At 72.9% G+C, this 25,942-nt stretch carries 25 protein-coding genes; 11 read left to right on the top strand and 14 right to left on the bottom strand.

The window, feature by feature from the left end:
* Positions 1-24 precede the first annotated feature (24 nt).
* From WME83_RS00960 to WME83_RS00950, 3 genes are all read right to left on the bottom strand, one after another.
* Positions 25-1,539: a glucose/sorbosone family PQQ-dependent dehydrogenase gene (locus tag WME83_RS00960; RefSeq protein WP_437317379.1), complete on the bottom strand. Its 1,515-nt coding sequence runs from the start codon at positions 1,537-1,539 to the stop codon at positions 25-27.
* A gap of 377 nt (positions 1,540-1,916) precedes the next feature.
* The gene (locus WME83_RS00955; RefSeq protein ID WP_437317378.1) at positions 1,917-2,393 is read right to left on the bottom strand and encodes an OsmC family protein; all 477 of its coding nucleotides are present in this window, start codon (positions 2,391-2,393) and stop codon (positions 1,917-1,919) included.
* A gap of 328 nt (positions 2,394-2,721) precedes the next feature.
* A complete protein-coding gene (locus tag WME83_RS00950) occupies positions 2,722-4,158 on the bottom strand; it encodes an FAD-dependent monooxygenase (protein ID WP_437317377.1) in 1,437 nt (478 codons plus the stop codon).
* 68 nt (positions 4,159-4,226) lie between these two features.
* Between WME83_RS00950 and WME83_RS00945 the strand changes: the two genes are divergently transcribed.
* Entirely contained in the window at positions 4,227-4,853 is a 627-nt protein-coding gene (locus tag WME83_RS00945) for a TetR/AcrR family transcriptional regulator (protein WP_437317376.1), read from the top strand.
* Between the two features lie 171 nt (positions 4,854-5,024).
* Here the strand turns inward: WME83_RS00945 and WME83_RS00940 are convergent, their stop codons facing one another.
* Positions 5,025-7,016, bottom strand: coding sequence for a hypothetical protein (locus WME83_RS00940; RefSeq protein WP_437317375.1), 1,992 nt, complete (start codon positions 7,014-7,016; stop codon positions 5,025-5,027).
* Positions 7,017-7,270: 254 nt separating this feature from the next.
* On the opposite strand from WME83_RS00940, the gene WME83_RS00935 reads away from it, so the two are divergent.
* From WME83_RS00935 to WME83_RS00925, 3 genes are all read left to right on the top strand, one after another.
* Positions 7,271-7,834, top strand: coding sequence for a hypothetical protein (locus WME83_RS00935; protein WP_437317374.1), 564 nt, complete (start codon positions 7,271-7,273; stop codon positions 7,832-7,834).
* Between the two features lie 317 nt (positions 7,835-8,151).
* Complete coding sequence (locus tag WME83_RS00930; protein ID WP_437317373.1) at positions 8,152-8,778, top strand: TetR/AcrR family transcriptional regulator; 627 nt, start codon at positions 8,152-8,154, stop codon at positions 8,776-8,778.
* A 76-nt stretch (positions 8,779-8,854) separates the two neighbouring features.
* Positions 8,855-9,868: a fatty acid desaturase gene (locus tag WME83_RS00925; protein WP_437317372.1), complete on the top strand. Its 1,014-nt coding sequence runs from the start codon at positions 8,855-8,857 to the stop codon at positions 9,866-9,868.
* Positions 9,869-10,045: 177 nt separating this feature from the next.
* On the opposite strand, the gene WME83_RS00920 is transcribed toward WME83_RS00925, so the two are convergent.
* The 4 genes from WME83_RS00920 to WME83_RS00905 all read right to left on the bottom strand — a co-directional run bounded on the left by WME83_RS00920 (position 10,046) and on the right by WME83_RS00905 (position 13,219).
* Positions 10,046-10,483, bottom strand: a complete 438-nt coding sequence (locus tag WME83_RS00920) for a hypothetical protein (protein ID WP_437317371.1) — start codon at positions 10,481-10,483, stop codon at positions 10,046-10,048.
* 140 nt (positions 10,484-10,623) lie between these two features.
* Entirely contained in the window at positions 10,624-11,526 is a 903-nt protein-coding gene (locus WME83_RS00915; protein WP_437317370.1) for a DUF692 domain-containing protein, read from the bottom strand.
* Positions 11,523-12,296, bottom strand: a complete 774-nt coding sequence (locus WME83_RS00910; protein ID WP_437317369.1) for a hypothetical protein — start codon at positions 12,294-12,296, stop codon at positions 11,523-11,525. The genes WME83_RS00915 and WME83_RS00910 overlap by 4 nt, the downstream gene beginning before the upstream one ends.
* Before the next feature lie 2 nt (positions 12,297-12,298).
* Complete coding sequence (locus WME83_RS00905) at positions 12,299-13,219, bottom strand: hypothetical protein (protein ID WP_437317368.1); 921 nt, start codon at positions 13,217-13,219, stop codon at positions 12,299-12,301.
* A gap of 360 nt (positions 13,220-13,579) precedes the next feature.
* Between WME83_RS00905 and WME83_RS00900 the strand changes: the two genes are divergently transcribed.
* The 7 genes from WME83_RS00900 to WME83_RS00870 all read left to right on the top strand — a co-directional run bounded on the left by WME83_RS00900 (position 13,580) and on the right by WME83_RS00870 (position 19,745).
* The gene (locus WME83_RS00900) at positions 13,580-14,023 is read left to right on the top strand and encodes a hypothetical protein (protein ID WP_437317367.1); all 444 of its coding nucleotides are present in this window, start codon (positions 13,580-13,582) and stop codon (positions 14,021-14,023) included.
* 165 nt (positions 14,024-14,188) lie between these two features.
* Complete coding sequence (locus WME83_RS00895) at positions 14,189-14,443, top strand: YdeI/OmpD-associated family protein (RefSeq protein ID WP_437317366.1); 255 nt, start codon at positions 14,189-14,191, stop codon at positions 14,441-14,443.
* Position 14,444: 1 nt separating this feature from the next.
* The gene (locus tag WME83_RS00890) at positions 14,445-15,032 is read left to right on the top strand and encodes a hypothetical protein (RefSeq protein ID WP_437317365.1); all 588 of its coding nucleotides are present in this window, start codon (positions 14,445-14,447) and stop codon (positions 15,030-15,032) included.
* Positions 15,033-15,077: 45 nt separating this feature from the next.
* Positions 15,078-15,332: a hypothetical protein gene (locus tag WME83_RS00885; protein ID WP_437317364.1), complete on the top strand. Its 255-nt coding sequence runs from the start codon at positions 15,078-15,080 to the stop codon at positions 15,330-15,332.
* A gap of 232 nt (positions 15,333-15,564) precedes the next feature.
* Complete coding sequence (locus tag WME83_RS00880; RefSeq protein WP_437317363.1) at positions 15,565-16,527, top strand: STAS domain-containing protein; 963 nt, start codon at positions 15,565-15,567, stop codon at positions 16,525-16,527.
* 147 nt (positions 16,528-16,674) lie between these two features.
* Positions 16,675-17,763 (top strand): hypothetical protein, encoded by a 1,089-nt coding sequence (locus WME83_RS00875; protein ID WP_437317362.1) that lies wholly within the window; start codon positions 16,675-16,677, stop codon positions 17,761-17,763.
* An 80-nt stretch (positions 17,764-17,843) separates the two neighbouring features.
* Positions 17,844-19,745, top strand: a complete 1,902-nt coding sequence (locus WME83_RS00870) for a hypothetical protein (protein WP_437317361.1) — start codon at positions 17,844-17,846, stop codon at positions 19,743-19,745.
* 45 nt (positions 19,746-19,790) lie between these two features.
* Here the strand turns inward: WME83_RS00870 and WME83_RS00865 are convergent, their stop codons facing one another.
* From WME83_RS00865 to WME83_RS00840, 6 genes are all read right to left on the bottom strand, one after another.
* On the bottom strand, positions 19,791-20,195 hold the full coding sequence (locus tag WME83_RS00865) for a hypothetical protein (protein WP_437317360.1): 405 nt from the start codon (positions 20,193-20,195) through the stop codon (positions 19,791-19,793).
* Between the two features lie 262 nt (positions 20,196-20,457).
* Positions 20,458-20,856, bottom strand: coding sequence for a hypothetical protein (locus WME83_RS00860; RefSeq protein ID WP_437317359.1), 399 nt, complete (start codon positions 20,854-20,856; stop codon positions 20,458-20,460).
* 139 nt (positions 20,857-20,995) lie between these two features.
* On the bottom strand, positions 20,996-22,012 hold the full coding sequence (locus WME83_RS00855; protein ID WP_437317358.1) for a zinc-binding alcohol dehydrogenase family protein: 1,017 nt from the start codon (positions 22,010-22,012) through the stop codon (positions 20,996-20,998).
* A 182-nt stretch (positions 22,013-22,194) separates the two neighbouring features.
* A complete protein-coding gene (locus WME83_RS00850; protein WP_437317357.1) occupies positions 22,195-23,331 on the bottom strand; it encodes a trans-sulfuration enzyme family protein in 1,137 nt (378 codons plus the stop codon).
* A 100-nt stretch (positions 23,332-23,431) separates the two neighbouring features.
* Entirely contained in the window at positions 23,432-24,535 is a 1,104-nt protein-coding gene (locus tag WME83_RS00845) for a metallophosphoesterase family protein (protein WP_437317356.1), read from the bottom strand.
* Positions 24,532-25,743 (bottom strand): hypothetical protein, encoded by a 1,212-nt coding sequence (locus tag WME83_RS00840; protein ID WP_437317355.1) that lies wholly within the window; start codon positions 25,741-25,743, stop codon positions 24,532-24,534. Before WME83_RS00840 ends, WME83_RS00845 begins: the two co-directional genes overlap by 4 nt.
* Positions 25,744-25,942: the final 199 nt, after the last annotated feature.

The following is a 25,942-nucleotide window of genomic DNA, read 5'->3' as shown; positions in this document are numbered from 1 at the left end:
AGGCCCGGCCCCTCGGGTGCTGGCTCAGTGCGATCCCGTGTACGTGAACTCGAGGATCGCTCCCGGGTTGTCCAGGACCGTCGTGCCGAGGCCGGTCGGTCCGCCCGTGCCCCCCGACGGGTCCGTGATCACGTACAATGTCCGGCGGTCCGGGCCGATCGCGAGGTCGCGGTAGCGGTTGCTGGTGGCGAGCTCGCGGACAGGCTCGCCGACCACGGATTCCCCGTTCCCGCTCAGCTTCACCCGGAGCACCGCGCCCCTCTTGAGGCTGGTGATCAGGAGAGAGTTCCCCCACCCCGGGACGCCGCGCCCGGCGGGGTAGTAGTGGAGCGAGGAGGGCGCGATCGTGGGCCAGCAGATCCAGAAGAAGTCTTCTCCGCACACCGAATGGCGGAAGTCGTGGCCGTCCTCGACGGTGTAGAAGGTGAGGAGCGGCTCCCGGAAGTCGGGGTGGCTCCAGGCGCTCTCCTCCTGCTGCGGGACGGAGGGGGGCGTCTCGAAGTCGTTCCACTCGAGCGCCTCGCAGGGCGTGGGGCTCGAGGCCGACCAGTTGTCGTACGTGTACGCCTGGTCGTCCTGATAGCCGGCGACGTGCGGCCAGCCGTAGTTCTTGCCGGGCAGGATGAGGTTCAGCTCGTCGTCGCTCTTCGGCCCATGCTCGTTCGCGTACAGCTTGCCACCCCGGCCGAACGCGAGGCCCTGCGGGTTGCGGTGGCCGTACGAATAGACATGGCTGCGCGTGCCGTCGATCTGCGGGTTGTCGTGCGGGATCGAGCCGTCGACGTTCAAGCGCAGGACCTTGCCGGCGTACTTCGACCAGTCCTGCGCCGCGACGTCCGCCGCCGTGGGCAGCGCCTGCGCCCGGATGGGGAGGCACTTCCTGCCAAACTGGTTGTTCCCCTGATCTCCGACCGAGTAGTAGAGCTTCCGATCCGGGCCGAAGAGGAGCCGCGCGGAGTTGTGATCGTCGCTCCCGGGCAGGCCGGTGATGATGTCGAGCGGGCTCCCCAGGGTCCCGGTCCCCGGATCATACGTGTAGCGGCGGATCTTCGTCCTGCGGTCCACGGCTGTGCCGGGATCGACGTCGTAGGTGAAGGAGACGTACACGTAGTCTCTGCCCTTGCCCTGGAGCAGATCCGGGTGCAGCGCCAGGCCCAGCACCCCGTCCTGCCCCCCCGACTGGAACGCTTCCTCGATGGTGACCGCGGTCGTCTGCTGGCCGTCCTCCGGCCGCACGCGCAGGACCCGCTTCGACACGCGCTCCGTCAACCACAGGAAGCCGTCCGGCCCCAGGACGATCCGCATCGGAGACTGGAGGCCTCGTGTGATCTCGCGCGAAGCGAAGGAGGCTCCCTCGCCGGCGCTGGCCTCATCGCCGTCGTCGCCGGGCTCGCCGTCGACGACGGCATCCCCATGAGCGCCGATGGGACCGTCCAGGCGATCCGCCGGGCCGCACCCGGCGAAGCCCAAGGAAGCCGTGGCGAGCAAACCAACCTGAGCCAGGAAAGCAGCTGGGCTGCGTAAGATGAAGAGGGACATAGAACTACCTCACTGATTCTTCGAATGGAGAACGCGGATCGGGGCCCACCGCGTCAGGACGCGGCAGATGTGCTGAGAGAGCCTCCAGCGTCGCGGAGCATACGGCGTCCGACAAGCTGTGTCCCGAGCAAAGTGATCAGTCTTTACAATATAAACTCTGCAGAGGCCTCTCCCGCTGTCAAGTTGATTCTGTGTTGCAGCACGACGGGCACATCGCGTAAACCGCCGGACACAGCGGCACGGACGTCGCGGCAACCACGGTGATGGACACGGCGACAGACGCGCGCACCTCGCCGCAGGCCGTGGGCGCGAGCCCCGGGTCACGCGCGGTTCACTCCGGTGCTCGAGCCGGACGACCGCGCGTGCGCCACCGGCGTTTATGCGCGAGCTTCTTCCTCGCGGGAGGGCAGCTCGGATGGCGCGCCGGCGGCCACGAATTCCACCGGGACGCCGGCGAGGGTGTCGCGGACCGGGCAGATCCGGCGGATGTGCGCGACGAGCGCCTGCACGTTCTCCGCCGGCGAGGGCGAGTCGACGTCGATGTGGCAGCGGATCTCGAGGAAACCCGGGCGGACCGGCGCTCTCTCCTGGAAGCCGTCCGGATCGAGGTCGCCGTCGACGCGCACCCGGAAGCCCCGGAGATCGACGCCGTGGGTCGGGGCGTAGAGGGAGGCCAGGACCGTCAGGCACGATCCGAGCCCGCCGAGGAGCAGCTCGACCGGGTTCGGCCCCTCGTTCTTGCCGCCGAGCTCGGGCGGCTCGTCGACGATCAACCGGTGGTTGCGCACGCGCACCTCGGCGCGCGTGCCCTCACCGCTCCACGTGGTCTCTCCGGAAAACGTCATCTTGGCCATCGGTCACCTCCGGGCAACAGCTCTCCCGGAGGCGCGGGCGCGGCGTGCGCCACGGTTCACGCACCGCGTCCCGCATCGAATCCGTTCGCCCGCCCTGAAGATGGACCTGCATCGGCCCGCAACCATTGATCGGACGAGCAACTGGGTCAATGCCCAAAACACAAGAGGTCTCCGGCAGCGCTGGAGCGATGGGGGCGCCGGCAGCTCCTGCCACAGACGCACACGTCATCGCATCCCACCTACGACCCCGCGATCTCATCCCGGCGCGGGAGATGGCCCCTTCGGGACCTCGAGCCTGGCGGCGCGGCGACGGGGGCGTCGCGCTGATTCAGAACCAGCGCGCGAGCGCGTCGTCGAGCGACGTCGACGACGCGTCTGTCCACGCGATGCAGCCGTCGGGGCGAACGAGCATCGACGGGCCGTCTTGGGTGCGCGCGACTTGCACGTCTTGCGGGAGTGACCGCCTTAGAGGCGAGATGAAGAGGCCGCCACCTCTCTCCATCAGCGCGTAGAGCCGCTCTTCGCCGCCGCCTTTGAGCGTGAGGAGCTGGTCCTTCGCGAGCGTGCCGACGAGCGGGTCGTCGTCACCGAGGTCGTAACGAACGCCGACGCCCGTGATCATCTCGCCGAAGTAGCGATTGCCTTCGGGCAGCTTCATCAGGTCGCTCACGATGGCGCGGAGCGCGCTCGTCAGCGGGTCAGGACGCATGAGCGCGACCTGCGCGCGGGTATTTTCGAGGACGCGCGCGGCGACGGGATGGCGCTCGGCGGTGTACGAGTCGAGGAGATGCTCGCGCCCCTTCACCGCCGCGGCGAGCTTCCAGCCGAGGTTCGCGGCGTCGACCAGGCCGAGGTTCAAGCCTTGGCCGCCGAAGGGCGAGTGGACGTGCGCGGCGTCACCGGCGAGAAAGACGCGGCCCATCCGGTAGGTCGTCGCTTGCCGCGCGTTATCGGTCCAGCGCGTCGCCATCGTCATCGACAGGATCTTGACGTCGGTGCCGCTCACGCGCTGGATCGCCGCTTCGACCTCGGCTTGCGTGATCGGCGCGTCCCGGTGGGGCGGCGGCCCGTTGAACTCCGCCGTGAAGACGCGCCCCGGCGTCGGGCCGGACGCGACGAGGCCGCGCGGCGTTCGGTGCCAACCCGTCGGCAGCCTCTCGGGCGCATCGAGCTCGACGACAGCCTGATAGCCGGTGATGGTCGGATCCGTGCCGGGGAACTCGAAGCCAGCGAGCTTGCGGACGCGGCTCCGCCCGCCGTCGCAGCCGACGAGGTACTTCGCGGTCACCGGGCCCGCGCTCGTCTGCGCGGTCGCGCCGTCGTCGTCCCGCTCGAGGCCTTCCACCGTGATGCCGCGACGGATCTCGATCCCGAGCTCCGTCGCGCGCGCGCTCAGGATCTTCTCGAGCGCCTCTTGCGGCACGGGACGCATGCGGCGCTCCGGGTCGCGCTGGAGGCCCTGGTCGATCAAGAACAGCCCGGAAAAATGGCCTCCCGGCTTCTTCACCGTTCCAGTTCCGAAGCGCGCCTTCAGCGCCGGCATCATCAGCGCCATGGCGGCGCGGTGCTCGTCGTCGAGCGCGCCCGCGAGCCCGCGTCGCTCCAGCGCCTCGGCCGCCACCGCGCCGACCGCGGCGGCCTTTATCGTGCGGTCGGGCTCCGCGAGCCGCTCCAGCACGAGCGGCTTCACGCCCGCGGTCGCGAGCTCAATGGAGAGGAAGAGCCCGACCGGGCCAGCGCCTACGATGACCACGTCGTGAGTCATGACGTAAAACGTAGACTCGGTAAAAACTTGTGCAAGCACAATTTTTGTCTTAGTCTAAGATTTGATCCATGGGCGAGCTCCGCGAAAGGAAGAAGCGCGAGACCAGGCAGCGGATCTCCGACGTCGCCACGGAGCTGTTCTTCGCGCGCGGCTTCGACGCGGTGACGGTCGAAGAGATCGCCGCCGCCGCCGATGTCTCCAAGATGACGGTGTTCAACTACTTCGCGCGCAAGGAGGACCTCCTCTTGGATCGCGAGGACGAGGTGAAGCAGCTCCTGCGCGAGGCCATCGGCGAGAGGCCACAAGGGCAGTCGCCGCTCGACGCGCTCCGCCGCCTCGTCGACAGGTTGTGCGAGCAGAAGCATCCGTTCGCGCGCATCGACAGCCAGACCGTCGGCTGGTGGCGCGTCGTTGCGGCGAGCCCGTCGCTCAAGGCGCGGCTCCGCGAAATCGGGGACGAGGTGGTCGAGGGGCTCGCGATCGAGCTCGCTGGTCCGAAGCCCGATGGCCTCGCGCGGCTCGTCGCCGGCATGGTCGTGCTGACGTGGCGCACGGCGTACGGCGAGGGGATCCGCGTGTTCGAGCGCGGAGGCTCGGCGAAGAAGGCGAACGCCGCGTTCATCGCGTTGATCGATCGCGGCTTTGCGGCCGTTCACGGGATGGCGGCGGGCTCGAGCCGGCAGACGAGCGGATGACCCATCCCCGCCCAGGGGTTCGCGCGTCATGCATCGTCGACCCACGAAGCCTGTCCCCGCTGCCATCGCGCCCGCGCTTCGCCCTCGCTGGAGGCGAGGCGCGCGGTCCGGAGGCTCCCGGTGCCCAGGTGGACTGCCTCCTCGGCCCCGGCGCAGCGGGCGCCGGGCGGCTCATGGCACCGCGTGGCCGTCGACCCGGAGCTGGAACAGGAAGTACGGCGGGATGCAGGCGCCCTCGCCCGAGCTCGTCCTGGCGCACACGTAGTCCTCGCGGCAGGGCGCCTCGCTCGAGCAGCGGCGCAGGCCCGCGGGCGCGACGTGGCGGCTCAAGCACTCGGTGAACGGCGTCCCGCGCGCGAGGCAGCGGTTGAACGGATCGAGCACGGCGATGGCGCCGCAGACGCCCTCCGCCGGGAGCGCGCCGCAGCTGCCGGTGCACATGCCGCCGGGGAACCCGACAGGGCTCGTGTTGCACACCGCGGCGGGCGGGCACGCCCCGGGCTGCGCCGCCGCGGCGCGGTCGCGGTGCGGGTCGGCGTGGGGGACGACGGCGCCGACCTGGCAGGGGTCGCCGACCTCCGGCGCCGCCGGCAGGCAGACGCCGACCGTCGTCCGGTCCTCGCGCGGCGCATCGTACGCGGAGCACACGAGCCCCTCCGCGCACGTCCAGCCCGCGAAGCTCGGGTCGCCCAGCCCGCAGCGGGCGCCGTACCCGGCGCGGGCGCCGTCGGCCCGCTCCGGATACGGCACGCCGTGGTCCGGCGCCGCGCCCCGGGCGACGGCCTCGACCACCGCCTGCCGGCGCGGGAGATCGCCCGCGAGGTGCGCGGACTCGGCGGCGGCGAGCGCGTCGTGGACGCGACCGGGAGGCTCCTGCCCGAGCAGGTGGAAGCCGGCGATCGATCCGCTCTGGTGGCACCCGGGGCAGGTCATCTGGTCGAGCCGCCGGAGCAGCCCCTCCGGCGAGCGGACGCGCGAGAGGCCGCCGAAATCGACGCCGGCGAAGTCGCGGGGCTCGAACAGGACGCGGAACGGCCGGTTGGCGCGGCGCGCGAGGCCGTGGGGCGTGGCCGACAGCGCCTTCGTCGCGAGGAACTCGCCGGGCAGGAGCGCGGTGCCCTCGTCGATGCGCGCGAGGTTCTCGGGGGCCGACAGCCAGGCGCGCAGCCGGTCGCGCTGCTTCGGGTCGCGGGCGATCCGGGCGACGTCGGGGGTGTTCTCCAGGGCGAGGGGCGCGTAGCGCCCGGCGCGCGCGTCCCAGCGGAAGGCGCGGAGCACGTACTCCGCGTGCCCGCCGAGGTCCGGGCGCACGGTGGACGGCCAGCGGACGCTCTGCAGGTTCACCACGAGCCGCGCGAGGTTCGCGCGATCGACGGCCGGGGGAGCGAGCGGGCCGCCGGCCGAGGTGAGCCAGCGGGCGAGCGCCGGGCCGGAGAGCTCCGCCGCGCGCGACCAGGCCTGCGCGAGGCGGCGGCACGCGGGCGCGTCGCCGCCGGGGGCGAGGAGCTCGAACGCCGCGGTCATCGGGAGGCGCGAGGCGGCGGCCGCGGCGCCGGCCGCGCCGTCCGGGGGCTTCACGGCGTAGGCGAGCCGGTACACGAGGCGGGTCTCGCCGCAGGCCGAGGCGTGGAACGGGCGGCGATCCATCCGGTTCACCACGCCGATGAGCTCGAAGCGGGCGCCCTCCGCGGAGAGCCACCGCTCGTCGAAGAGGCGGTGCGCGTGGCGCGCGACGCTCGTCCCGCTCCTCGGATCGGCGCGCTGGACTTGCCGCAGATCCTCCGCGAGCACGCCGGCGACCGACGCGAGCTCGGGGGTGCGGTACAGCGCGGAGAGGGCGGCCGGCGCGCGCGGCGCGCCGGTGAGCACCGCGCCGAAGTCGAGGCCCGCGGCCTCGAGCTCGGCGAGCGCCGCGCGATCGGTGACGAGCAGGAGAGGCCGCCCCGCCGGCGCGCTCTCCTGCCGCGCAGCGCCGGGCGCCGGCTCGCCCGCGGCCGAGCTGGCGGAGGGAGGCGGCGGGGCGGACGGCTGCACCGCCGCGCTCGCGGCGTCCTGGTGCGGCGCGGAGGGGCGCTCGGACGCCCGCCACGAGCACCCGGCGATGCCGGCGCCGGCCGCCAGCGCGGCGAAGGCGAGGGCGTGGCGGAGGCGGCGGGCGCGCATGCGGTCAGGCTACACCGGCGCGCGCGACGGCGCGCAGCGCGGTTCGAGCAGCGGCGCACGGCAGCGTGGAGCGACGGGTCGTCGACGCGTTCCACCGGCTCGTGGTGTGACGGCACGATCTGGCCGACCGGGCGCCGATGTCATACGACCCAGCGGTCGAGCGGGCTCTTCGTCGAGACAGCGCGCCCGGTCCGGATCTTGCCGCGGCCGCGGCCGGAGGCTTTGAAATGCGGAATTACTGGGGATTGATGCTTGTGGCGAGCGGGCTTCTGGGGGGATGGGCCACGGGGTGCTTGCCCGGGGACGGCGGTTCGAGCTCCAGCGGGAGCAACGGGTCGAGCTCCGACGGGAGCGGCGGCTCGGACGGCTGCGGTTGCGTGGAGGACACGATCCGCTGGGGATACTTCGGTGGGTTCACCCCGAACGAGGAGACCAGCGCGCTCTCGCCGTGCCGTGACTTCTCGTTCGAGCGGCGCGCGATCCGGGGCGACACGCTGCTGATGACGTGCTCGCAGGAGCTCGAAGCCTGCGAGGAGGGGGTGAGCGCCGGCGACGTCGCGAATGCGCTCGGCCATCCTGATGTCGTCGCGGCGCTCGCGGCGGCGCCTGTGCTGTACGGGAGAGACGCGCGACCCGTGGACGGGAGCTTGTTCCGGATCCAGGTCGACGACGCGGTCGTCGATGTCGGTTACGAATGCGGGGAAGCGCCGGGCTGCGTCCCGATTCCGGACGGGGTGGCCGCGCTGGTCGACGTGCTCCGGACGCTCACGCAAGAGCAGCTCGCGCGCCATACGTGCGGGGCCGTCACGACGCCGTGAGCGCGGGGGGCGCTCAGGCTTTCTGGAGGAGCTCGAGCTAGCTCCACCCGCCAGCAGTCCCGCCAGAGATCCGGAGAGAGAGCGCAACGCAAAGGCGCAAACGCGCGAAAAGAACACATGTTCTTCATTTTGCATCTTTGCGCGCTGAAGGACTGACCGTCAGCGTCCGGCGAGGTGCGCTGCTGGGGAGCAGCGATGGAGACGAACCGCCCGACGCTGGTCGACCTCCCTCGCGGATGCCTTCTCCTCATGAGGTGCAGCGCCGCCCGGCACGTCGGCCTCACGCGGCCAGCGGCGGCCGTGCGAGAATGTGCGGCGTGACCACATCGCCGCAGAAGCCGCGCAAGGATCCGCGCCAGGAGCGCTCGCGCAGCACGGTCGACGCCATCCTCGAGGCCGCCGGTCAGCTGATCGAGCGCGAAGAGGAGGCGAAGCAGAACCGTGTATCGACCACGCACATCGCCGAGCGCGCCGGCGTCAGCGTGGGCTCGTTATATCAGTACTTCCCCAACCGCGAGGCGCTGGTCGCGGCGCTCTTGCGCCGCTTCGTGCAAAAGCGCTTCGCCGAGATCCGCCGGGTGCTCGACGAGGTCGAGCCGCTCCCGCTGGACGCGGCGTTGCACCGGCTGGCCGGCCGGCTGATCGAGCTCGAGCTGGCCCACGCGCGCGTGACAAAGGCGCTCATGAAGTGGTTCGTGCGGGTGGGCGACTTCGATCTGATCGCCGACGCCGATCGCCAGGCCGAGGCCGCGCTGGCGGAGCTCTTGGTGCGCATCCGGCCCAAGACCCGCGCGGTGGATCCGCAGCTCGGCGGCTTCTTCCTGCTCCACGCAATGCGAAACACCTTGGGCATGGCGGCCTTCCGCGAGGGCGACATGCTGCGCGCGCCGGCCGCGCAGGCCGAGCTTACCCGGCTTTTGTACGGCTTTTTGCGGCCCGACTGACGGCCGCTGGCGCGCGCGGGCGCGGCGCCGGGAATGCGAATGGGCGGCGCCGGTTGCGCTGCCTAGATCGAGGCGCATGCGTTCCTTCGAATGGGTCACGCGCGCCGAGCCACACCGCGCGCGCCGGCGCCGTATCCTGCGCGAGCACCCCGAGATCCGCGCGCTGTTCGGCTACGATCGGCGCACCATCGCGGTCACGCTGGCGGTGGTGCTCGCGCAGTTCGCCGTCGCCTGGCTGCTCGGCGTGCTCGGCGCGCGCTGCTGGGTGGTCACGCTGGCGGCGGCGACGTTCGGCGCGGTGCTCTCGCACTGGTGCGCGATGGCCATCCACGAAGCGGCGCACGATCTGGCCGCGCGCCGCGCGCGCTCGAACAAGCTGCTGGCGCTGATCGCCAACCTGCCGATGGTGCTGCCGGTGGCGATGAGCTTCCGCCGCTACCACCTCGCGCACCACGCGCTGCTCGGTGTGGCCGGCGAGGACACCGATCTGCCGCGTTCGCTCGAGGTGCGCCTGATCGGCACCGGCCGCGCGCGGAAGTTCCTGTGGTTGTTCTTCTACTTCGTGGCCTACCTGGGCCGCGCCGCGCGCTTCGCCAAGCTGCCGACCCGCGATGAGTGGATCAACCTGGCCATCCAGCTGCCCGCCGCGTGGCTCTCGTGGCGCCTGCTCGGCGCGCCCGGCTTCACCTACTTGCTGCTGTCGACCTTGATCGGCCACAGCCTGCACCCGGTGGCCGGCCACTTCGTGCACGAGCACTACGTGTACGCGCCCGAGCAGGAGACCTACAGCTACTATGGGCCGCTCAACCACGTGACGTTCAACGTGGGTTACCACGTCGAGCACCACGACTTCATGAACGTGCCCGGCTGGCGCCTGCCCGCGCTGCACCGCATCGCCAGGCGCCACTACGACACGCTGGTCTCGCACCGCTCGTGGACCTGGGTGCTGTGGCACTTCATCACGGACCCAGCCATGGGCCCGCACGCCCGCATCGTGCGCTCCCGCGCCGTCCATGACGACGCCGTGAGGCGGTCGATCCAGGTTGGCGCCAGCGATGGAGGAGCGCGGAAGCCGAGCCAGAGGACGTAGACGGAGAGACCGCGCACGGCCTCGGCGTCGGGGAGCCGCGCGCGATGCCGGCGCCGACGAGGCTGAGCAGGAAGAAGGGCAGGACCCGTGTCAGGATCGCTGCTGCTTCCGGCGGCAGCTCGTCGTCGACCGGTGTTTCTGGCGGGATTCCTGACCCGCGGGACCCGATGGACCGGCTCACCGAGCTCGCCATCGGGGGTCGCTCGCAGGGCCAGCGTCGGCTGGCTCCGCCGCGCCCGCGAGCGTCTGGACGACGGCATCCAAGGCGGGCTGCATCTGCCCGGGGTCGACCTGCGCGGCGGAGCGCGCCTCGATCCAGCGGCGGAACAGGCCGGCCTCGCCCGGAGGGAAGAAGGCCGTGGGCGGCACCTCGGCGTGGTAGCGCCGGAACGCGGCGCTGAACTCCGCAGCATCGCGGTCGAACCACGCCTCGGCCTCGGGCGATCCGCGCAGGAGCCGCTCGAAGCGGAGCCGCGCCACGAGCAGCGCCGACATCCGCACGCCGTCCTCGTCCGCGGCGATCAGCGCCCGCCGGAGCGCGGGCGGGAGCGCCGGATCTCCGGCCGCGGCGCGGAGCGCGGCCACGGGGTCCTCGGCGGTCATCGCGCGGGCCACCAGCGCTTCGTAACGCGCGTGCGCCTGCGCCCCGGTCAGCCGCGCCGCCGCGCGCTCCCCTGCCCCCCCGCCGCTCGCGCGCCCCGCCGCGCCGCCGCGGGCCGCGCGCTCCCCTGCACTCCGGCCGGCCGCGCGCCCCGTCACCTGCGCCCCCCGCGCCGGCCGAGCACGCGCCGCGCGCGGCGCAGCTCCTCCCGCACGGCGGCCGCGTCGGCCGCGCCCTGCACCGTGCCCTCCATGCGCTCCAGCGTCACCCCGCGCAGGTTCGGGCACCGCGGCGCGACCTCTTCCAGGAGGCGCCACACCGGCTCCGGCACGGCGTCGTCGTGGCCGTCGAGCCGCATCACCCGGCCGGAAGGCAGCCAGCCCGGATCGCTCGGGCCGCCGCCCGACAGGTGGATCTCGATGACCCGCGCCAGATCGAGCCGGGCCACGTACTCCGCCGGATCGAAGCCGAAGTTCTGCGCCATGGTGAAGACGTTGTGCAGGTCGAGCAGCAGGTGCGTCCGCGGCGCCCTCAGGATGCGCCCGAGGAAGCGCGGCTCATCCAGCGGATCGCCGAGCACGAAGTAGCTGACGCTGTTCTCGACGCCGACGTCCTCCACGACGGCCTGCATCTCCCGGAGCGCGCGGCGGGCGACGGCCGCGCTGTGCGCGCTCATCGGCAGCGGGAGCGGCAGCCCGGCCGAGAGCCCGGCCGGCGCGCTGACCCCGAGGTGATCGGTGTACCAGCGGAAACGGAAGATCGCGTGATCGCGCCGGAGGGCCGCGCGCCATCGGGCGCGCCGGCCCGCGTCTGCGGCCGAGGCGCCGCCGATCGAGAAGCCCACGCCGTGCGCGACGAACGGCCGATCCGACCGGCGCGCGAGCTCGGCGAAGCGGCGGTGAAAGCCGTTCTCCTGGAGATCGGCCCCGGCGTCGTCCGGCGCGCGCCACAGCGTCTCGGGCGCCACCTCGTAGTAGTCGGCGTCGCGCAGGATCGCCTCGCCGAGCAGATCGAGGAACGCCGCGTCGGGCTGGAGCGTGAGGCCGACCGGGATCAACGCGGGGGTGCCCCTCGCCCCTCGACCGCGAAGAAGTAGAGGAAACGCCGGGACTTGGAGGGCACATGCCCCATGCCGCAAGCCATCAGCCCGGTCTCGTCGACCCCCTCGACCTCGGTCCCGCATCCGCTGGCGATCGCCCAGCGCGCGCCCGCCGGCGGCGCCTTCACGAGCCGCGCCCGCACGCTCGCGGCCCGGGCCTCGAGGTTGTCCGCGCCGGCGCCGAGGCCCTTGCGGAGCAGCGCGCCGAGCGCGCCGATCCGCTTCGCCGCGATCGCGTCGTCGCGCTTCAGCAGCTCCTCCCGGTTCCCGGTCATGAGGCGCATCCCGTCGTAGCTCGGGAGCGCGACGTCGAGCTGCGTCGCGGCGACGGGCACCTTGTCGGTCCTGACCACCACGAGGAGCGGCTCCCCGTCGCCTGCGCTCGGCACGAGCTTCTTCAGATCGGCCATGGTCGCGCAGACGACCTCGACGCCGGCGAGCGGGGCGATATCCCGGTCCGCGCCGAAGTTGAGCAGCTCGCCGAACGCGTGGCCGCGCTCCCACTTGGCGTTGTCGTCGGCCGGGATCACGAAGACGAGCAGCGCTCGCTTCGCCTGCCGGGCGCGGCGGAACGCCGCCGAGACCTGGACGAGCGACCCCGCGGCGGCCGCCGGCTTGCCCGTCTCGTCGCACGCGGCGCCGTCGCCGAACGCCTCGCGGAGGAACGCCGGCCACGCGGTGGCCGCGAGCCCAGCTGCAGTCGCTCCCAGCAAATGCCTGCGCTTCATGGTCACTCCTCGCCGGCGACCGCGCCGGCATCGTCGATCAACTCGCTCTCGGGCTCGGCGCGCCGCGACGGCTCGGGCGCGAGCGGCGCGAACTCCGCCCAGTCCGGGTGGAGCAGCCTCTCCCGATCCCGGCCCAGCACGATCGGCGCCGCCCCGCGGGATCGCAGCGTCACGCGATCGCCCGCGGCCGAGTAGTCGCCGGTCGCGATCACCGCGCCGGTGCAGCGGTCCTCGATCGTGAAGCCGCCCGAGGCGTCCAGGAGGAGCGTCCGCAGCCCCGCGGCGTAGAGGCCGACCAGCTCCGCCTCCGCGCTGCCAGGCTCCTGCGCGCCGGCCGCGCTGCCGGCGGCGGCCGCGGCCGGCGCGGCGAGCGCGTCGAGGGCCTCCTGCGAGGCCGAGGGCGTGAAGGAGGCGCGATCGCGCGGCGTGTCGGGCAGGGCCTCGATCACGCCCGCGGGCGGCTCGAGGAAGGAGCCGCGATCGAGCAGGTCCGGCGCGGCGAGCGTCCACAGGCCGTCGCGCCACGCGGTGATCTCCCCATCGACGAGGGCCGCGAGCGCCGCCGCGGCCGCTTCGCTGGCGCGCACGGTCAGGCGGTCGTAGCGCGCCTCCTCGCCCACCGCGAGCCAGCGGACCTCGCCGCCTCCGCCGCGCACGTGCGCGAGCATGCCCCCGCGCAGCTCGAGCACCTCCGCGCCCCCGGGGCCGCGCAGCAGGGCCGGCTCCGCGGCGTCGAGGGCGACCGGCAGGACCGGCGCGCCGCGCCAGCCGTCGCTCTCCACGGTCCAGCGAGCGCGCGCCGCGGGATCGAGCAGCACGTACGCGGTGCCGTCCGGGGCGTCGATCGGCCGGGCACACCCGGCGGAGAGCGGCGCCGGGCCAAGAAGGGACAGCACAAGGAAGAGACCACGACGTCGGGGCATCGGGCGGAACCTCCGGCGAGCTGAGACGCGCCACGGCATCGAAAGTTCCATCGCCCACCAGGGCCGCGTCCCCCCCGGGGCGACCCCCTCGCCGGGGTCGCCTCGGCCGCGGACGGGGGAACGGCGGGCGGCGCGCCCGACGTCGCTCCGGCCGCCGGGAGGCGGCTCGGCTCCTGGGTCGATCGGGCATCGGCCCCGCGGGGGCGCTCTGCCCTGCTCTTCGATGGATGTCAGCCGCGCCGCATGCCTCGCATAAACCCTCATCGACGAACGGTGAGGCGCTCGGGCGGCACGAGCTGACCGAGAGGCTCACCGAGCCGTGCGTCGCACGAAGGCGATACAGAGCAAGGAACAGACCTCATGAAGACCATTCAAAGCATCGCACTCATGGGAACCATCTTCAGTGTTTCCGCCGTCGCCGACGCGGCGGTCCAGAACCACCACGGCGGGATCTGTCGCGCCCAGGCCCCGGAGCACGCCAATCGGGTGTACTACCCGGCCATGGGCATCGAGGCACTGCAAAGCGTCAACGTGGCCTGCCCGCTCGTCACCACCGGGGAGCAGATCAATGAGGTCGAAGTCAACGTCAGGGACACCACCCGGCCTGCCACCCTCTGCTCCGTGACGGCCACCAACTGGAATGGGACCGAGGTCGGCAACCTCAATTTCAGTATCGCGCCCGGAGCGCAATGGAAGTCGGTGACGGTGCCCGACTCGATGAAGGGGCCATTCGTATCGTACCTGGTCACCTGCTCGCTCCCGAAGAATCAGATCCTCACGAGCATCAACGTCAGCATCCCGTGAGCGTCGGGGGTGCGGTCCCCGCGCACGCGCACCGGCGCGGCCGGCCGCGCCCCGGAGCGGCCGGCCGACGCGCGCGTCTCCGTCCGCTCCGGGCGCCGGGCCGCCCTGCTGAACCGGACGGGGCCCCTTCACCTCCGCGCCGGTCACCGGTATAACGAGGAGGCCATGAGCGCCGATTCGTCAGGCCTGAAGCGGCCCAGGTACCCGATGCCGGATTTCGTCAAGAACGCGCTGGACGAGCGTGGCTTGATGCTTGCTTACAAGCAGCGCCCTGACTACCAGCAGAACGATTACATCGGGTGGATCGACCGGGCGAAGCGCCAGGAGACCAAGGAAAAACGGCTTCTCCAGATGCTGGATGAGCTCGAGGCGGGCGGCGTTTACATGAACATGAAGCACCCAGCCTCGGAAAAGGGTTGAAATGCTGGCCTACGTGTTCTGGCACTGGAGACAGCCGCAGGCCGCCGCGAAGGACTACGAGAGCCGGCAGCGCGCCTTTCACGCGGCCCTGGCCGCAGCGCCGTCGCCAGGCTTTCTAGGGTCGTTCAGCGTCGGGCTCTCCGGGGCTCCCTGGGCGGCCGGCGGCGGCGACGTCTACGAGGACTGGTACCTCGTGCAAGATTTCGGCGCGCTCGGCGCATTGAACGAGGCCGCGGTCTCGGCCAGCCGCTCGGCGCCGCACGATGCCGCCGCCGCTGTTGCCAGCGGCGGGGCCGGGGGACTGTACCGCCTGCGGGGCGGAGCAGCGCTGCGCGCGCCCGGCTGCGCCCACTGGTTCGGCAAGCCCGACGGCATGTCCTACGGTGAGCTCTTCGCCCGGCTCGCGCCGGTCCTGGACCAGGCGGGCGCCGGCCTGTGGATGCGCCAGATGGTGCTCGGGCCTGGCCGGGAGTTCTGCGTGCACGCGAGGGCCCCCGTGTCCCTGCCCGCTCCGTTCGATGCGCTCGTCCTCCCGCTCCGGCCGGCGTGGCCGGCGCTCGACCACGGGGACACCGAGCCGGCGCGCTGAGGCGGGCGCCCTCGCGGCGCCTCTTCGTTGCTCCGGACGCGACCCATGACCCCTGGCAACATCGTCGCATTGCTCGGCACGATGCCCGCGTTCCTGGCTCTCTCCCGGGTGTCCCTGGCCGACACGGCCATCCTCATGTCGACCGCCACCGTCGTCGTGGGCGGGGTGAAGCTCGGCTATGCGTACGCGGCGGAGCGAGCGACGTCGTTCTTCGAGAACGCCACGGCGAGACGAAGGCTCAACATGGCCGCCGGAACGGTGATGCTCGGCACCGGCGTCTACGTGCTGCTCCGCGGATAGCGCAGGTCTGGCCATGCAGGCCGGTGTCGCGCGACGCACTACAGAGGCGCCGAGGCGGTGTCCTGCCGATGTGCCACCTCAGCCTGTACGCTGAGCCCTTGCTGCGGTATAGACTCGATATTTCGCCGGAGCGCGCCATCGTCCTTTGTAGCGCACGACACATCGAGCGTTGGTGAATCGTGGAACGAGGACCTGACATCGGTCCGCTGAGGGAGAACGAATGAACGGAGAGGTGGTTCATGATGACGCGTCCACCTCCGACCTCGCCGCGGCGCGCCAGCAGATAGGCGCGCTGGAGAGCGCGCTGGCCGACGCGCAGGCCGCGCTGGCGGAGGCGCGGGCGGCGCTGAGCCAGACGCGGGCGGCGCTGGACGAGGCGCGGGCGGGGTACCAGGGCCTGGTCGAGGTGCTGAACCAGTCGCCGGCGCCCACCGCCATGTGGCAGGGCGACGACTTCACGTATACCTTCGTGAACCCGGCCTACTGCGCCGCCCTGCCGGGCCGCGAGTTCCTGGGCAGGCCGCTCGTCGAGGTCGCGCCGGAGGCCAAGGAGCAGGGGCTCCTCGACCTCTTCAACCAGGTCTATCGCACGGGCAATCCTTTCATCGCCAGCGAGCTCCCGGTGGCGGTCCGCGACCCCGCGACCGGCCGCGACGAGCAACGTTGGTTCAACGTCGTGTACGCGCCTGTTCGCAACGGGGCGGGCGCGATCGTCGGGGTGTGCCATTTCAGCGTCGAGCTGACCGAGCAGGTGCGGGCGCGGCAGGCCGCCGAGGCCAGGGCCGCGGAGCTGCGGCGGAGCGCCGAGCTCATCGCGGCGCAGCAGGAGACGATCCGCGCCCTCGGCACGCCGCTCCTGCCCCTCGCGCCCGGCGTGCTCGCCATGCCCCTCGTCGGGCCGATCGACACCCGGCGCTCCGAGCAGATCATGGAAGGGCTGCTCCACGGGGTCGCGAAGGAGGGCGCCTCCACGGTGATCCTGGACGTCACCGGCGTGGAGACGATCGACACGCAGGCGGCCAACGCGATGATCCGCGCCGCGCAGTCCGTGCGATTGCTCGGGGCCCGCGTGCTGATCACCGGGATTCAGCCGACCATGGCCCACGTCCTCGTGCAGCTCGGCATCGATCTGCGCGGCATCGCCACCTTCAGCACCCTGCGCTCCGGCATCGCGGCGGCCCTGGGCGCGAGGTAGCATCGCGACGCCCAACCATTCGATCTCGTTGATGATTTTTCGTTCATCCCGCGCCGCACGCGCTCCGGCAACGGTGGAGTCGTCGCGGCGCCGCGCCCGGCGGCGGGCGGGCCGGACGGCGCCCGCGTTCCGTGTACAATGCGCGCCATGAACCGCTTCCTCATGATCAGCATGCTGACTCTGGCCGTCGCGTGTGCCCCCGAGCCTCGGGAATTCACGCCGGATGGCTCCTCTGCCACGAGCGCGGCGACCTCCGGCGGGGGTGGGAGCGGCGGGGTCGACCTGCCCGGCTGCGACGAGGGCGAGGTCTCCTGCTCCGGTCTCTGCGTGGATCTGCGCTCCAATCCGGAGCACTGCGGGGCTTGCGACCATTACTGCCTCGGAGAGGCGTGCGAGCAGGGGCGCTGCGAGCCCCTCCTCCTGGCGTCGGGTGGAACCGAGCCGGTGGACATCGCGGTCGACGACACCAACGCTTACTGGGCCGATGCCGTCGCTCGCAAGGTGATGATGGTGCCGGCCGGCGGCGGCAATGCCTCCGTCTTCGTCGAGGGAGATCCCCCCTTCTCCCCCCGGAGCGTCGCGCTCCACGGCGGCATGGTCTACTTCACGGACTCCGGCACCGAGATCATCATGAAGTCGTCGCTCGAGGGCGATCTCGAGATCCTCGCGGGTGGGCAGACGTACCCCCTGGACATCGCCGCCGACGCCGCGAACGTCTACTGGACGAGCGCGGACCAGGGCACCGTCATGAAGGTGCCGGTCCAGGGCGGCGACGCCGTCGCGCTCGCGACAGCGCAAGAGTCGCCCCTCGGCGTCGCGGTGGACGCGACCCACGTCTACTGGGTGAACGAAGGGGGCACCGTGATGAAGGTGCCGATCGAGGGCGGCGACGTCGTCACGCTGGCAGAAGGGCAGACGAAGCCCAAGGACATCGCCGTGGACGCCGCCTTCGTCTACTGGACCAACGACGGAGGCACCGTCATGAAGGCCACGCTCGATGGAGGCGGCCCCTTCACGCTCGCGGAGGGGCAGCGCAACCCGCGGAAGCTCGCGATCGACGCCGAGAGCGTCTACTGGACGAACGATGACGGGACCGTGAAGAAGGTGCCTGTCGGGGGCGGCGACATCACGACGCTCGCGACAGGGCAAGATCATCCGCTCGGCATCGCGGTGGACGCCACGAGCGTCTACTGGACGAACAGCGCCGCCGGCACGGTGATGAAGCTGCCGAAATGAGCCCCGCCGGCCGCCTCGGGCCTGCTCCTGCCGAGGCCGCTTGCCACGCGCGCCGTTTGGGCGCGACGATTCGGCGCTCTATGAGACGAGCCGCCCTCCTGCTGCCGATCGCCCTCGCCGCCGCGTGCGCCGGCGCTCCGGCCCCCCAGCGCGGCCCTGTCGCGGCGCTGCCTCCGGCGCCGCCCCCGGCGCGCGCCCAGCCCGCCCCGGCGGCGGCGCCGCCCGTGACCGCGCCGGAAGGGCTCTCCTCGGTGCTGCGGGTCGCCGACCCGCAGCGGAGCTGGAGCCACCTCACGCGGCTCGTCGCGAGCACGCGCGCCGGCGCGTGGCTGCTGGTCGCCGGCCCCATGGCACCGGAGATGCTGCTCGAGCAAACGCTGGGTCCGGCGCTCGCCGACGTGGTCGATCTGGACAAGCCGATCGACGCCGCCTGGTTCGGCGTCACGGAGGCGACGTCGCGCCTCGTGGTCTCCCTGTCGGTCGCGGAGCAGGCGGTGCCGCGGCTGCACGAGCTCTTCGTGCTCAAGCAGCACCGGCGCCTGCTGCGCGTGGAGCGCGCGCGCGACGCGGAGCCCGACGAGGAGGCCGCGCCGCTGGTCTGCGCCTTCGATCTCGGCGAGCGCCGGGGCGGCGCGCGCCTGCTCTGCGCCGAGGACGCGAAGGACGTCGCCGCCGCCGCGCCCTACCTCGTGGACGTCGTGGGCCGGGAGCCGATCGAGGCGGACGCGCGGATCGAGATCACGGAGTGGGCCCTCCGCGAGATCATGAAGAGCGAGGCCGACGCGGGCGACGACGGCGACCGCGCGGGGGCGCTGGGCCGGGAGCTCGGCGGCGCGCTGCTGCGCGAGCTCGAGGGCGTGAGCGTGGACCTCAGGTGGGGCGGCGCGGAGGTCGACGTCGGCTTCACCATGCGCTTCGCGAGCCGGCGCTCGCCCCTCACGCTGGCCCTCGTGCCGGCCGTGGCGCCGGACGCCGCCCCGCCGCCGGCCTTCCTGCGCCTGCCGGGCGACACGGCCATCGGCGTCTACACCCAGGGCGCGTCGCGCGCGGAGCTCACCCCGCTGCGCGAGGCCCTCCTCCGGGCGCTGCGCGACGACTGGGTGAGCGACGGCTACGACGCGGCGATGCTCGATCGGTTCATCCAGCGCCTCGACGCGCTGGCGCTCACGGGCGGCCCCCTCGTGATGGGTGCGGGCGGGGATCGCGCGGCGGCGGAGCGGGCGATCGCGGCCTACCAGGCCGGCAAGGGCAACGCGCGCGCGCAGAAGGCGGCGCGCCGGGCGCTGCAGAGCTGGATCCTGGTCGCGGTCGAGGAGCCGGCCGAGACCTGGATCGCCGGGGTGAAGGAGCTGCTCCTGCTCGGCGAGGAGCTGGACAGGCGCAAGGCGAGCCCGCAGGCGGCGGGCGGCGCGGGCGCGCCCGGCGGCGCGCCGGTGGGCCGCGCGAGCAAGGGCGAGGACAGGGAGCCCATCGCGTACGCGATCGTCCGCGCGCCCGCCGCGCTGCCCGCGGGGACGCTGCACGTCGAGCTGCGATCCAAGCCGCCCACGAAGGGCGCCCCGCCCGCGGACACGGCGCATCTCTACGTCGTGCCCGCGGGCCAGCGGACGTGGCTCGGGTTCAGCGAGGACGACGCCGTCGTGGTGGCCCGGCTGCGCATCGCCGCCGACGCGGGGCGCGACGAGCGCACGCTCGGCGCGGCGCCCGGTCTGGAGGCGCTGCGGCAGCGCGGGACGCTGGCCGGCGGGGTCTTCTCGCTGGCGGGCCTCGCGCTGGTGGCGGCGCGCGGGGACACGAAGGAGGCGATCGAAGAGGCCGCGAAGGAGTTCGCCAGGCTCGCGACGCTGCCGGCGCGCGGCGAGGTCGCGATCCCGATCGCGGTCTCCTCCGAGGTGCTCGGCTCCGGCGCGGCCCGCGTCACCGCCCGCGTGCGGCTGCCCGTGGCGGCGATCCAGGACGCGATGGCGCTCGGCTCGCGCTGACGCCGATGCGCGTCCGGCGAGGCCCGGGCAGCGCTCTCGGCAGGTTCACCTCGAGATGTTGATCGTGGGCGTCTGGTCTGTCGTCCAGGTGGTTTCGCCCGGGAAATAGGTCGTCTCGTCGTTGCCATCCCTGGTCGTTTGGATCTGGTACCGGCGGTTCGTGCCGCAGTTGAAGAGCGCCCCGTAAACGATCGATTTCGTCTCACCGGGGTCGACCCGCTCGGACGAGTTCCTCGCGAGCTTGTCCCACGTGCCGCCCTTCGCCTTCACCTTGCTCGCATCCCAGTTGACATCGAAACCATGGCTGCCGGAGTTGTGCACGCGCACCGTGATCTGGCACCCGGCCACGGCGTCGTTCGGCACGCTCGCGGCGACCGCGGCGCCGATGGGCAACATGGCGGCGGCGGCGATCAAGGTCCGGCGGACGAGCACACGTCGATCGAGCTTCATGATGAGTCCTCCTCGGGTTGGGCGGCCGTCGATTCACCGCGACGGCGCGCTCGCGGAGGCACGCTCAGCAACCGGCAGGCCAGGCGCGCGATCGCGCCGATCCCCGGAGATCGAGCCGTCTCGCGGCCGCGCGGCGCCTGCCTCGGAGGCGCCGCGACACCCGCGCTCCGCACGGCCGGCGCGCCGACGCGCCCTCTCCGCGGATCTCTGCGGGTGACACACTGTCACAGGGGTGTCCGGTGACACCCTGTGACAGGAGACGCTATGCCCGCTTCGGCGGGATCGGGTACATCGCGGCCAGGTCGTCGTTCCGCCGGAACCCGAGCGCCTCCCGGTGCACGCGCAGCTCCCAGAGCGCCTGTGCGGCCACCTCCCGCTGCCGGTTGTAGGCCGCGATCATCGCCGCCCGCTCCCGCGCGTCGGCGCCCTGGCCGCGGGCGAGCTCATCGAGCGCCTTGCCCTGCAGCTCGAGCTCGAGCAGCGCGACGTTGATCTTGTCCTCGGATCGCCCGAGCGCCGAGGCCATCTCCCTGAGGATCTCGCCGGCGAGATCCGACGGGGCGGCCGCGGGCAGGCGCTGCCGGAGGCGGTCGAGGTACGGGCTCTTGTGCCCCTGGTCCTTGAGCTGATCGACGAGCTTCTTCCACGTGGGCTCGGACATGCTCCTTCAGCGTAGCAGCGCCCCGGGATCGCACCGCCTCGCCGCGGGCGCGCGGGCGTCGCCGGGGCCGGCCGAGCTTGCCTGGCCCGCGCCCGCGCCCGCGCCCTCGACCGCGCGCGCGGCCCGCCCCGCCGCGCGGTCAGCCCCACCCCTCCAGCACGATCTTCCCCACGGTCTGCCCCGACTCCAGGCGCGCGTGCGCGGCGCGCAGGTTCGCCGCGTCGATCCGGCCGAGGTGCTCGCGGCGCGTGGTGCGGAGGCGGCCCGCTTCCACCCACGCCGCCACGCGCGCGAGGATCTCCCGCTGCGCGGCCATGTCCTCGGTGCCGTGGAGCGATCGCGTGAACATCAGCTCCCACGAGAAGCTCGCGCTCTTCGACATGAGCTTGCCGAGGTCGACCGGCCCCGACGTCTCGACGATGCCCACGATGCGCCCGAGCGGCGCCACGACGTCCACCATCGTGTCCCACCAGGCCTCGGTGCTCTGCGTGTTGAAGATCAGCTCCACGCTCTTCATGCCCGCCGCCTCGAGCTGCGGGCGGAGCGGCGCGCGGTGGTCGACGAGGACGTCGGCGCCGAGGAGCGCCGCCCACGCCCGGCTCTCCTCGCGCGACGCGGTGGCGACCACGCGCAGCCCGGCGGCCTTCGCGAGCTGCACCACCATCGAGCCCACGCCCCCGGCGCCGCCGATGACGAGCACGGTGCGCCCGGCGTCGCGGCCGTCGGGCTCGACGCCGAGGCGCTCGAACAGCCCCTCCCAGGCGGTCAGCGCGGTGAGCGGCAGCGCCGCCGCGTCGGCGAAGCCGAGCGTCCGCGGCATCGGCCCGGCGATGCGCTCGTCGACGAGGTGCACCTCGGCGTTGCTGCCGGGCCGCGCGATGCTCCCGGCGTAGTACACGCGGTCGCCCGGGCGGAAGGCGGTGACCTCCGCGCCGACCGCCTCGACGACGCCGGCGGCGTCCCAGCCGAGCACGCGCGGCGCGTCCTCGACCCGGGGCTTCGGCGAGCGGACCTTCACGTCGACCGGGTTCACGGCGACCGCGCGCACCCGCACGCGCAGGTCGCGCGGCCCCGGCTCCGGCTCCGGAAGCTCGACGTCGAGCAGGCTCTCGGGGTGATCGATCGGGAGGTAACGGTGGAGTCCTACGGCGCGCATGGCGTTCTCCTCGCGGGGACCGGCAGAGGTCCCCGTCACGCGTCGCAAGGTGCACCCGGCGGCCGCAGCGCACAATCGGCCCTCGGAGACGAAGATCTGTGAATGCGGTTCATCAATGACGCCGGCGCGGCGGCCGAGCTCACCCCGCGGCCCTCGGCGGCCGTCAGCGCCGTCGGCGGCCGTCAGCGCGCCCGGAGCGCCTCGTCGAGATCGGTCCAGAGGTCGTCGAGCGACTCGAGGCCGATCGAGAGCCGGAGCAGGTTCGGCGGCGCCAGCGTCCGCGGGCCCTCCACGGTCGCCCGGTGCTCGATCAGGCTCTCGACGCCGCCGAGGGAGGTCGCGCGGAGAAAGACCTTCACGCGGCCGGCGACGCGGAGCGCGTCCTCGGCGCCGCCGCGCACGAGGATGGAGAGCATCGACCCGAACCCGCCCTGCATCTGCCGCGCTGCCGCCGCGTGACCCGGGTGGGACTCGAGCCCTGGGTACAGCACCCGCTCGACGCCGCCGTGGGCCGCGAGGCGGCGGGCGAGCGCGAGAGCGGTGCCGCTCGCCCGGCCGACGCGCACGAAGAGCGTCCGCATGCCCCGCAGGAGGAGCCACGCCTCGAACGGGCCGGGGACCGCGCCCTGCACGTGACGGAGGTGGCGGATACGCTGCCATGCCTCGTCGTCGCGCGCGGCCACGAGCGCGCCGGCGAGGACGTCGCTGTGGCCGTTGAGCGCCTTCGTGGCCGCGTGCATCACGAGGTCGGCGCCGAGGGCGAGCGGCTGCGTGTGGACGGGCGTGGCGACGGTCGAGTCGACGGCGAGCCGCGCGCCGCCCGCGCGCGCGATGTCGGCCGCGGCCGCGATGTCGACAACGTCCCAGGTGGGGTTCGCGGGCGTCTCGATCCAGACGAGGGACGTCGGGCCGCGCTGCACGGCCGCGCGGAGGGCGTCGAGGTCGGTCGCGTCGACGAGCTCGAGATCGACGTTCCATGTCGCGCACCACTCGGTCATCCAGAGGCGGAGGCCGTGGTACATCGCGCGCGAGGCGACGAGGCGCGCGCCGGGCCGCACGAGCGCCTGCACGGCCGTGGTCGCGGCGGCCATGCCCGACGCGAACAGGCGCGCGTCGGCGCCGCGCTCGAGGGCGGCGAGCAGCGCCTCGGGCGCGCGGTACGTCGGGTTGTCGTCGCGCGTGTACTCGTGGGCGGCGGGCAGGCGATAGCCCTCGTCGCGCGCGTACGTCGTGCTCGCGTGGAGCGGCGGCACGACCGCGCCGGTCGCGTCGTCGATGAAGTGGCGCGCCTGCGCGGCGAGCGTCTCGGGGGAGGTCATGGGGGCCGAGGATAGCGCGGGCGCCGGCGCTCGCGCCCGCCCCGGTCGACGGCTCGCGGCGCGTCGCCGCGGCGGGCCATGGACAGCGGGGCGACTCGACTCAATCCACGCGCACGACCGCGACCTGCGCAATCCTTCCAGGAGGCTCGACGTCCACCGTGACGAAGTGTCGCCCGATGCCGTCGAGCCGCTCGGGGATCGCGCCGCCGCCGCCCGAGATGTACGCCGGGATCCCCGCGTTCTCGAACGCATAGAACGAGTGGATGTGGCCGTAGAACGTGAGATCCACGCGCCCGTCCGCGAGCATCGTGAGCAGCTTGTTCGCCTCGGCGCGGCTCGCGAACGCGCCGTTGCGCGAGCCCACCGGGTCGAGGGGCGCGAGGTGCATCGTGACCACGTGCAGGCGCTCCCGCCCCTCGGCGAGCCAGCCGTCGAGCCACCCGTACGCGAGCGGATCGATCGTCGCGCTCGCCGAGTCGAGCATCGTGAACTGCACGCCCCGGAACGGGAAGCTGAAGTTCCCCCGGCCGAACCACTCGTGATACAGGTCGTCCCGCGTGCCGAGCTCGTGGTTGCCGAGCGTCGCATAGCACGGGAAACGGAGCGTCTTCATCTCGCGCTGGAACCGCTCGAGCTGCTCGGGCGAGCCGCGCGAGGTGAGATCGCCGCTGATGAGCGCGAAGCGGACGCCCTCCGCCTCGTTCATCTTCGCGTAGATGTCCTGAACGCTGTCGATCTTCTCCTGGACGTCGGCGAACACCGCGAACCGCCACGGCTCGAGCCGCGCCTCGTCCGGCGGGCGCAGCGAGAGCGCCGCCTCGGCGCCGGGCGGCAGGGAGAGGCGGAAGGTGCGCTGGGTCGGAAACGGCGCCTCGACGAGCTCCACCGGCACGCGCTCGTCGCCGACGCGGGCCGAGAGCTCGGCGTCGGCGAGCATGTTCTCGATCGTGATCGTCCACGGCCCGCCCGCCTCGTCGGTGAGGCGCATCGAGAGCGCGGGCGCGCTCGCCCAGAGCGAGAGCGCGCCCGGCTCGAGGCGGCGGATCGCCGCGAGCCCCTCGTCCACGGCGACGCGCGCCTGGCCCCGCGAGGCCTTCCCCACCTCCAGGTCGCGGCGCGCGCGGCCCTCGGCGACGTCGAGGCAAGACAGGGTGAGCGGCGCGGTGAGGGCGAGCAGCGCGAGGAGAGCGTGTCTCGGGATCATGGCGAGCCTCCAGGGCGGAAGAGCAACGACAGGCGCCCGACGTACGCGGAGCCGGCCTCCACGTCGGCGAGCAGGCCCCAGCGCGGCGAGGCGTAGAGCCGGCCCTCGAGGCCGAGGTGGCCCGGGACGCCGCTGCCGAGGCCGGGGATCTTCGCGCCGCCGGCATACCCGTCGTGGCGGTGGTCGTAAAACACCTTGGCCTCGCCGCGCGGATATCCGGCGTGCCCGAGGTACATGCCGAAGGCGAAATGGGGAATCAAGAGCTCGTTCCCCTCGAACGGGCGGCGGCCGTAGCGGTAGGCCTCGATCGCGATCCCCCACCCCATCTCCGCGAACGAGCCCCGCAGCGTGCGCCCGATGTGGGCGAGATCGAGCCGGCCCTGGAGGGTGACCTCTCCGGTGGTGATCGAGAAGTCGTCGGAGGTGTAGCGATGATGGGTGAGCGCGCCCTCGAGCTCGAGAAACGAGCCGTCGGCCGCGCGCGGGCCGTCCGGCGTGCCGGGGCCGAGGAAGCGGACCGCGGCCTCGGCGCGGAGGCGCGCGTTGTCGTCGTTCAGGGAAAACCAGCCTGAGCCCGAGAGGCGGAGCGAGCGCAGGCGCAGATCCATGCCCGGCACGAGGAACGTGCGGTAGGCGAACGTGGGGTCGTACACGTACGCCATGCCGAGCTGCGTCTCGACCCAGGGCAGCGACCGGGGAGGGCTGCCGGTGCCGCCCTCCGGGGCGAGCACGCCATAGAGGTCCGCGAGGAGGGAGATCCCGAACAGGCCTGCGCCCGTCACGGTGGTGAGCACGATGGGGGCGATGACGCGCCGCGAGGCCCCGGAGACCGCCGCGCCCGCGAGGCCGCCCACGGCGAGCCCGGCCCCTGCGCCCTCGAGCCCCAGGAGGATCCAGCCGGTGCGCGCCTCGCCGAGGAGGAAGTGCCCGGTGCCGTGCGCGACGACCCCGGGGACCACCGCGCCGGCCGCGGCGAGGGCGCGCCGCCCGGTGGAGACGTGTTCCCTCGCCGGCGCGGCGGCCGCGGGCGCTGCGCTCGATGCGGCGGACGCAGGCGCTGCGCTCGATGCGGCGGACGCAGGCGCTGCGCTCGGCGCGGGCACGGCCGAGCCCGGCGCGCCCTCGCCCTCCTCGGCCTGGACCGGCGCGGCGACAAGGAGGAGCAGCAGGAAGAGGAGGTGGCCTGTCGTACGCGGGGTCCTCAGCATCGAGCTCTGCGCGGCGGACACCTACCGTGACACGGTCTCGCGCGCTTTGCACGCGTCGAGCGACCGTCTTGCTGGTGCTGGGCCTCGCCGGGCACCCGCGCGAGCGCGACCTGCGCGGCACGGCTGCTCCTGGTGAAGGGAAAGCTCGAGCAGGGAGAGTGAGCCACGTGCTCGCAATCGAGATCGCTATCGAGCGGTT

The organism is Sorangium sp. So ce385 (assembly GCF_051474135.1).
GTDB classification, from domain to species: domain Bacteria; phylum Myxococcota_A; class Polyangia; order Polyangiales; family Polyangiaceae; genus Sorangium; species Sorangium cellulosum_D.
The sequence above is the reverse complement of the archived record's forward strand: the minus strand, read 5'-3'. Positions and strand labels throughout refer to the sequence as shown.